The 7275-nt window shown below is 68.4% G+C and carries 9 protein-coding genes; 4 read left to right on the top strand and 5 right to left on the bottom strand.

Annotated elements, in window-relative coordinates; translation table 11 throughout:
• The 3 genes from VFF46_RS02705 to VFF46_RS02695 form a co-directional block, all read right to left on the bottom strand.
• A partial coding sequence (locus VFF46_RS02705; RefSeq protein WP_325035382.1) for an aminoglycoside phosphotransferase family protein occupies nucleotides 1-594 on the bottom strand: 594 nt, incomplete at its 3' end.
• Nucleotides 591-1394, bottom strand: a complete 804-nt coding sequence (locus VFF46_RS02700) for a VOC family protein (RefSeq protein ID WP_325035381.1) — start codon at nucleotides 1392-1394, stop codon at nucleotides 591-593. The genes VFF46_RS02700 and VFF46_RS02705, both read right to left, overlap by 4 nt.
• Complete coding sequence (locus VFF46_RS02695) at nucleotides 1387-1728, bottom strand: metalloregulator ArsR/SmtB family transcription factor (protein ID WP_325035380.1); 342 nt, start codon at nucleotides 1726-1728, stop codon at nucleotides 1387-1389. Before VFF46_RS02695 ends, VFF46_RS02700 begins: the two co-directional genes overlap by 8 nt.
• A gap of 112 nt (nucleotides 1729-1840) precedes the next feature.
• On the opposite strand from VFF46_RS02695, the gene VFF46_RS02690 reads away from it, so the two are divergent.
• From VFF46_RS02690 to VFF46_RS02680, 3 genes are read left to right on the top strand one after another with little or no spacing between them, the layout of a single operon-like run.
• The gene (locus VFF46_RS02690) at nucleotides 1841-2443 is read left to right on the top strand and encodes a helix-turn-helix domain-containing protein (RefSeq protein ID WP_325035379.1); all 603 of its coding nucleotides are present in this window, start codon (nucleotides 1841-1843) and stop codon (nucleotides 2441-2443) included.
• A gap of 2 nt (nucleotides 2444-2445) precedes the next feature.
• Nucleotides 2446-3342, top strand: coding sequence for an ABC transporter ATP-binding protein (locus VFF46_RS02685; RefSeq protein ID WP_325035378.1), 897 nt, complete (start codon nucleotides 2446-2448; stop codon nucleotides 3340-3342).
• Entirely contained in the window at nucleotides 3339-4925 is a 1587-nt protein-coding gene (locus VFF46_RS02680; RefSeq protein WP_325035377.1) for an ABC transporter permease, read from the top strand. Before VFF46_RS02685 ends, VFF46_RS02680 begins: the two co-directional genes overlap by 4 nt.
• A 6-nt stretch (nucleotides 4926-4931) precedes the next feature.
• Here VFF46_RS02680 and VFF46_RS02675 read toward each other — a convergent pair whose 3' ends face one another.
• Nucleotides 4932-5786 (bottom strand): DUF1206 domain-containing protein, encoded by an 855-nt coding sequence (locus tag VFF46_RS02675; protein ID WP_325035376.1) that lies wholly within the window; start codon nucleotides 5784-5786, stop codon nucleotides 4932-4934.
• Entirely contained in the window at nucleotides 5728-6723 is a 996-nt protein-coding gene (locus VFF46_RS02670; protein ID WP_325035375.1) for a stage II sporulation protein M, read from the bottom strand. Before VFF46_RS02670 ends, VFF46_RS02675 begins: the two co-directional genes overlap by 59 nt.
• A gap of 71 nt (nucleotides 6724-6794) precedes the next feature.
• Between VFF46_RS02670 and VFF46_RS02665 the strand changes: the two genes are divergently transcribed.
• Nucleotides 6795-7275: RDD family protein (locus VFF46_RS02665; protein WP_325035374.1), on the top strand; the 481-nt coding region annotated here is incomplete at its 3' end.

The following is a 7275-nucleotide window of genomic DNA, read 5'->3' as shown; positions in this document are numbered from 1 at the left end:
GGCGGCTGCGCAGGGTCTGTCGAGCCAGAACTGCACGTTGGCGAGTTGGCGCTGCAGGACCGCGTCTATGAGTTCAGTGGTGTCGTCCAGGCCGTAGGCGTTCGCCAAGACGGCAACTTGGTGGGCTTGACGGCCGGGGTCTGCGTGTTTGGAGGCGATGCACCAGGTCCAGGCGGCGTACCCGAGGTCTTCCAGGGGATCGCCGGGGGCGGCCAGGTCGAAGTCGATCAAGGCCGTGGGGAGGTCGCCGGTGAAAACGCAGTTGGTCGGGGCGAAGTCGTGGTGGCAGACGACCGGGTGGCCGGCGGCGACGTCGGAGCCGCGGGTGGCGTCGTGAAAGCTCCGAAGCAGTACCCCGGCCGCCGCCACCTGTTGGTCGGTCCAACGTTGATACCGGGCGGGTACGTCGCCCTCCAGGTAGCTGAGGATGTCCCGGCCGGACTCGTCCCGGCCCAGGTAGTCGGGCACGAAAGCGTTGTCCGCAAGGAGTTTCAGGAGGTCGGCCGTGAAGTCCGACGCGGGCCGGCGTACCGTGTCGCCGACCCGCACCACACCGGGCGTCAACCGCCCGCCCGTGAGGGGTTGTTCGGTCATGCCATCGTCGGGCGGGCCTGGACGAAGGTCCAGTGGTGGCCTTCGAGATCCTCGGCCTCGTACGCGCGGTAGCCGTGCTGGTGGATGTCGGACAGGAGCTTGGCGCCGTTCTCCTGGCTGTGCGCGAAGTGCGCGTCGAGGTCGTCGACGTACACCCAGACACTGTGGTCCAGCTGCGCCGTGCGCTTCTCGGTGAGCTTGAAGAGCAGGATCGCGCGGCTGCCGACCTGCAGCTCGATCCACGCCGGGTCGGTCCCCTCGGCCGGGATCTCGTTCCACGAGTCGAGGCCGAACACGGCGTGCAGCCAGCGGGCGGCCGCGGCCGGATCCTCGTAGTACAAGGCGATCGCGAGCCGGTCCAGCTCACGCGGAACGCTCGGCGCGGTGTCCCGCCGGTCGATCCAGGCCGGGAGCCAGCTGAGCACGTTCGGCCAGAAGTAGAACGCTTTCTCGCCACCCGGGACCAGGGACTGTACGACGGTGACGCGACAGCCGTCGGTGCTCCGCTCGAAGTCGATGCGGGTCTCGGTGTCGTCGACCGAACTGCGGTACGCGAGCAGGGTGCCCGGCTCCCAGTCGGTGATCCGGCCGAGCTCGAGCACGTCGTCCGGCGGCGTGTACACCTCCAGGATGCGGCCGCCGACGCCCGGCTCGATCTGCATCGCGGTGGCGCGGGCGGCGTCGAAGAAGTTGATCGGGCCGCGGACCCACCACAGGTCGATCTCCTCGGTGAACACCTTGAACGCGGTCGCCGGGTCGACCGGCACCTCGACGGACGCGGTCGCGGACGGTTCAGGCATGGGGATTCTCCTTCTGCTCGATGTGAGATTTGAAGGCGCCCAGCTGGTCGCGCCAGTGAGCCTGGACCTGGTCCAGCCAGGCCTGGACGGCGACGACGGGCTCGGGATTGAGCCGGAACACGCGGACCCGGGCGTCGTCCGGGACCCGCTCGTCGGCGACCAGCCCGGCCGCGAGCAGGATCCGCAGGTGCCGGCTCATGGCCGGCGACGAGGACCCGGTCGCGGCCGCCAGCTGACCGGCCCGCTGGGGACCTTCGCCGAGCAGTTGCACGACCTGCCGCCGCGTCGGATCAGCCAGCACCTCGAAGAACCGATCCACCTGATCTTGCGCCATGCCTTAATAGTTCTACTTCCAGTTAACTATTGTCAACAACTGCAGGAATCGAGGATCTTGACTACACGCTCGTGTAGTAGTTTGCTGTTGCGTGTAGGGAGAGGAGCCGGACATGGATCGGCGGGCTGAGGACCTGACGGCGCGGGCGCGGATTCGCGACGCGGCGATCAGGTTGTTCGGGGAGCGCGGGATCGAGGGCGCGTCGATCCGCGACATCGCGACCGCGGCGGGAGTCTCGTCGGGCCTGGTGCGGCACCACTTCGGCTCGAAGGAGGCACTGCGCGAGGCCTGCGACCAGTACGCGAAGGAGCGGATGCTCGAGGTCAGCGAAGAGCTGGCGACCAGTGGGGGTGTCGCCGCGCTGGACCCGGTGGCGTTGCATCCGCGGGTCTTCCCGCTGCAGCTGTACCTGGTGCGCTCGATGATGGACGGCTCCGAGACCGCGACCGCGTTGTTCCTCGGGGCGGTCGAGACGATCGAGGACTGGTCGAAGGGGTACGGCATCAACCCGCAGGACCGGCGGGCGTACTCGGCCGCGCTGGCCGCGATCAAGCTCAGCGTCTTCGTGTTCCGTGACCAGGTCTCAAAAGCGCTCGGCGAGGACATCACGTCACCGAACGGGTACGCGCGCATCGGTCAGGGCATGCTCGACGTCTTTTCGATCCCGATCATCACGCAGGACCAAGTCGAAACCATTCGGAAACAGGAGAAGTGATCATGCCGGCTGCGATCAGCACGGAAGGTCTGGTCAAGCGGTTCGGGCGCACCCACGCCCTGGACGGTCTCGATCTCACGGTGCGAACCGGTGAGGTGCACGGGTTCCTCGGCCCGAACGGCGCGGGGAAGACCACCACCATTCGCATCCTGCTCGGAATGACCCGCGCGGACGGCGGGACAGCCACCGTCCTGGACGGCGACCCGTGGTCCGACGCGACCGCTCTGCACCGGCGGCTCGCGTACGTACCGGGCGACGTGACCTTGTGGCCGAACCTGTCCGGCGGCGAGGCGATCGACCTGCTCGGGCGGATGCGCGGCGGCGTGGACAGGAAGCGCAAGGCGGAGCTGCTCGAGCGGTTCGACCTGGACCCGCGGAAGAAGGCCCGCGCATACTCGAAGGGCAACCGGCAGAAGGTCGCGCTGGTCGCCGCGTTCGCCTCCGACGTCGAGCTGCTGCTGCTCGACGAGCCGACCTCCGGCCTGGATCCGCTGATGGAGGAGGTGTTCCGCGAGGTCGTGCAGGAGATCAGCGACCGCGAGGGCCGGACCGTGCTGCTGTCCAGCCATATCCTGTCCGAGGTCGAGGCGCTCTGCGACCGGGTGACGATCATCCGGGCCGGCCGCGCGGTCGAGAGCGGCACGCTGAACGAGCTGCGGCACCTGACCCGGACGTCGATCCAGGCGGAGCTGGTCGGCCCGATGGACGGTCTCGCACAGCTCACCGGCGTGCACGACCTGCAGGTCGACGACGGCCGCGTCCGGTTCGACGTCGACACCGACGAGATCAACCCGGTACTGCGGCGGCTCACCGAGATCGGCGTACGGAGTCTCGTCAGTCAGCCGCCGTCGCTGGAGGAACTGTTCCTGCGGCTGTACGAACCCGAGGCCGTGAAATGAACAGCCTCGCCGGTACGAGCGGTCTGATCCGGCTGATCCTGCGCCGGGACCGGATCGTGCTGCCGCTGTGGATCCTGTGCCTGACAGCGATTTCCGTGAGCTACGTCAAGCAGTACGGCGACCTGTTCCCGACGCCGGACTCGCGGGTGAAGTACGCGAGCAATGCGGGCTTCATCACCTTGTACGGCGAGCTTTCCGGGTCGTCGCTCGGCGAGTTCGTCACCTGGCGGCTCGGGTTCGTGCCGGTGATGGTCGGGCTGATCAGCCTGCTCACGGTGATCCGGCACACCCGCGTCGAGGAGGAGACCGGGCGCCGCGAGTTGCTCGGGGCAACCGTTGTCGGGCGGCACGCACAACTCGCCGCCGCGCTGGTCGCCACCCTCGGCGCGAACGTGGTGCTCGCCGTACTGCTTGCCCTCGGCATGCACAGCCAGAACCTGCCGCTCGCCGGATCGGTTGCCATCGGCATCGAGTACGCCGCTGCCGGCTTCCTGTTCGCGGGAATCGGGGCCGTCGCGGCCCAGCTGACCGCGAGCGCCGGTACGGCCCGTGGCATCGCGATCGGCGTACTCGGCGCGGCCTATGTACTGCGGGCAGCCGGTGACACGAGCGCGCACACCAACGGACCGCTCGCCTGGTTGTCGTACGTCTCTCCGATCGGCTGGGCACAGCAGATCCACCCGTACGCACAGAACCGTTGGTGGCTGGCCATCGTGATCCTGGCGGTGACGGTACTGCTGGTGGTTGCGGCTGTGGCTCTGGCCGTACGGCGGGACGTGGGCGCGGGGCTGTTGCCCGATCGGCTCGGGCCGGCGGACGGAGGGCTCGGCTCGCCGTTCGCGCTGGCCTGGCGGCTGCACCGCGGGCTGCTAGTCGCATGGACGGCCGGATTCGCCTTGCTGGGCTTGCTGTTCGGCGGGGTCGCGAAGGGCGTCGGTGACATGATGCGCGACGATCCGACCATCCAGGAGATGTTCCGGCGGATGGGCGGCGCGTCCGGGCTGATCGACTCGTTCCTGGCCGGTGTGATGGTGCTGGTCGGGCTGATCGCGTCGGCGTACGCCGTCCAGGCCACGCTCCGGATGCGGGTCGAGGAGAGCAGCGGGCGGGTCGAGCCGGTGCTCGCGACCGCGACCAGCCGCTGGCACTGGGCCGCCAGCCATCTTGTCTTCAGCCTGCTCGGGCCGGCGGTCGCGCTGCTTGCCGCGGGTGTCATGCAGGGGCTCGCGTACGGTCTCGCGATCGGCGATGTCGGTGGGCAGCTGCCGCGGATGATCGGTGCGGCGCTCGTCCAGCTGCCCGCGGTATGGGTACTGGCCGCGGTCGCGATCGCGATCTTCGGGTTCTTCCCGCAGGCATCGATGGTGTCCTGGGCCGGGCCCGCGCTCTGCATCCTGATCGGCCTGGTCAGCGCCGGCGTCGCCACCGCCCAGTGGATCCGCGACATCTCACCCTTCACGCATCTCCCGTCACTCCCCGGCGGATCGGTCTCGGCCGGCCCACTCGTCGTACTGCTCGCGATCGCGCTGGCGGTCGGCCTGGCGGGACTGGTGGGTCTACGCCGGAGGGACCTGCCGGCCTGACCGCAGTCACCGGCGGGCGTTGCGTGACCAGCTGAATGCGTAGAGGCCGAAGGCGGCGATCCCCAATGCGAGCACGGTCAGCAGGACGGAGCCGAACGGCTGCTCCTTGATGGTCCGCAGCGCGGTGTCGAGGCCACCGGCCTTCTGCGGGTCGTAGGCGATCGCGGCCCAGCCGAACAGTACGCCGACCACGCCGAACGCGACGCCCTTCGCGGCGTACCCGATCCGGCCGAGCAGCACGGTCAGGTCGGAGACACCGCCGGCCAGGTCCTCGGTGAACTTCTTCGTGATCGCCTTGTAGACGTGGTAGCAACCGATCGCGATGATCGCGACACCCACGGCGACCACCAGGACCCGTCCGGGGCCGTGCGCCATCAGCTGAGCGGACGCCGTGCGCTGCTGCCCGGTGCTCGAGCCGCCGGAGCCGACGGCGACCTTCACCGCACTCACCCCCAGCACCAGATAGACGATCGCGCGGCCGGCGGACGAGACCTTCTTGCCCGGCTTCAGGTGCCCCCAGAAGATTTCGAGCGCCCGCCAGCCGACCAGTGCGAACAGGCCGATCGCGACGACCCACAACAGCACCCCGCCGAGCGGTTGGGCGGCCAGCTCCTGCAGCGCACCTTGCTGGGACGCCTCCTTCGACGACCTGCCCCACGCGAGTTGCAAGGCGATCCAGGCCACGAGGAGATGGACCAGGCCGTAGGCGATCAGGCCGACCGTGATCGCGACGTCGTACGTCCGGCTGTGCCGTACTTCCTGAGCGGTACTCACCTTCTGCCGGTGCCCAGTACGGAAACCGTCAGGCGGACACCGGTGCCGTCGCTTCGCGGTCCGCCTCGTCGATGTCGCCGTACTCACCGTGCCGGTAGGCGTGCCGGCCGAACGTCCAGACGTACGTGAAGAACGCCAGCTCGACGACGATGCCGATCGTGACGCGGACCGGGCCGGGCAGGAACGGAGTGACGAACGCTTCGATCAGACCGGTGACGAGCAGTACGGCGGCCAGGCCGATCGCCATACCGACGGTGGCGCGGCCGGTCCGGGCCAGCGACTGCATGCGGGTGCGGGGGCCAGGAACGATCCAGGACCAGCCCAGGCGCAGGCCGGCCGCGGTTGCTATGAAGACCGCTGTCAGCTCCAGCAGACCGTGCGGCGTGATCAGGCTGAAGAAGAGGCCGCCCTTGTCGTTGGCGATCATCAGCCCCGCGCTGAGCCCGAGGTTCATCGCGTTGTCCCACAAGATGAAGACCGACGGGACCAGGAGGATGCCCAACGCCAGTACGGCGGCACTGATGGTCGCGTTGTTGATCCACACGCGCAGAGCGAAGTCCTGCGCCGGGTTGTCCGAGTAGTACGACTCGAAGTCGTGGTTGACGAGCTGCTTGACCTCCGCCGGTGTAGCGATCGAGTTGACAACTTCCGGATGCGCCAGCACCCGCCACGCGGTCCAGGCCGCCACCAGGTAGAAGAGCAGGCCGATGGTGATCCACCAGCGTCTGGACGCGTACAGAGCAGCCGGGAAGCTCACAAGGAAGTACTTCGAGATTTCCCGCCAAACGGGTGCTTGAGCCCCTGTGACCGCACCACGGGCGTCTGCGATGAGCCCGGACAGTCGACCGATCGACACAGGGTCGGCACCGGCTGCTCTCAGCGCGGCCAGGTGCGTGCCGACGCGCTGGTAGAGCACTACGAGCTCTTCGGCCTCCGCACCGGTCAGGCGACGCTGGCGACGGGTCAGGAGCGCGAGTCTGTCCCACTGCGGCTGATGCACCGACACAAACGCTTCTACGTCCACAGCCACCTCCTCCACCCGTCTGATGGCAGACTAACCGGACCGAGTGTCTACGCAGGAGGGGGGCGACGTACGTGTCTCAGCTGGTCACCGGTGAAGCCGTCGTCCTCCAGGTGCGGATCGCCCGGATGCCGACGCGGGCGCTGGCGTGTGCGATCGACGTACTGCTGCAGGGCGTCGTACTGATGGTGCTGGTCGGGCTGCTGGCCGGATTCCTGTTCGGGAGCAGGGCCAGCGAGGCGTTGACGGTCGCGCTGATCTTCGTCACCGTGCTGCTGGTACTGGTCGGGTACCGGGTCGTGATGGAGACGCTGACCCGCGGGCGGACGGTCGGCAAGATGGTGCTCGGGCTGAAGGTGGTCCGCGACGACGGCAGCTCGATCCGGTTCCGGCACGCACTGGTGCGAACGCTGATGTGGTTGTTCGTGGACTTCGCGCCGTGGTTCGCGGCGAGTCCCGGGATCGTCGCCAGCCTGATGAACAAGCAGGGCAAGCGGATCGGGGACATGGTCGCCGGTACGGTCGTGATCCGCGAACGGCAGCAGCCGATGGCGT

It is taken from the genome of Kribbella sp., from assembly GCF_035655035.1.
GTDB lineage: Bacteria > Actinomycetota > Actinomycetes > Propionibacteriales > Kribbellaceae > Kribbella.
Note: the sequence above shows the minus strand (reverse complement) of the source record. Positions and strands in the feature narration are given on the sequence as shown.

Bases quoted from the DNA above. Each gene is read 5' to 3' on its own strand.
- VFF46_RS02700 (WP_325035381.1), bottom strand. From the start codon at position 1,394: ATGCCTGAACCGTCCGCGACCGCGTCCGTCGAGGTGCCGGTCGACCCG.
- VFF46_RS02695 (WP_325035380.1), bottom strand. From the start codon at position 1,728: ATGGCGCAAGATCAGGTGGATCGGTTCTTCGAGGTGCTGGCTGATCCG.
- VFF46_RS02690 (WP_325035379.1), top strand. From the start codon at position 1,841: ATGGATCGGCGGGCTGAGGACCTGACGGCGCGGGCGCGGATTCGCGAC.
- VFF46_RS02685 (WP_325035378.1), top strand. From the start codon at position 2,446: ATGCCGGCTGCGATCAGCACGGAAGGTCTGGTCAAGCGGTTCGGGCGC.
- VFF46_RS02680 (WP_325035377.1), top strand. From the start codon at position 3,339: ATGAACAGCCTCGCCGGTACGAGCGGTCTGATCCGGCTGATCCTGCGC.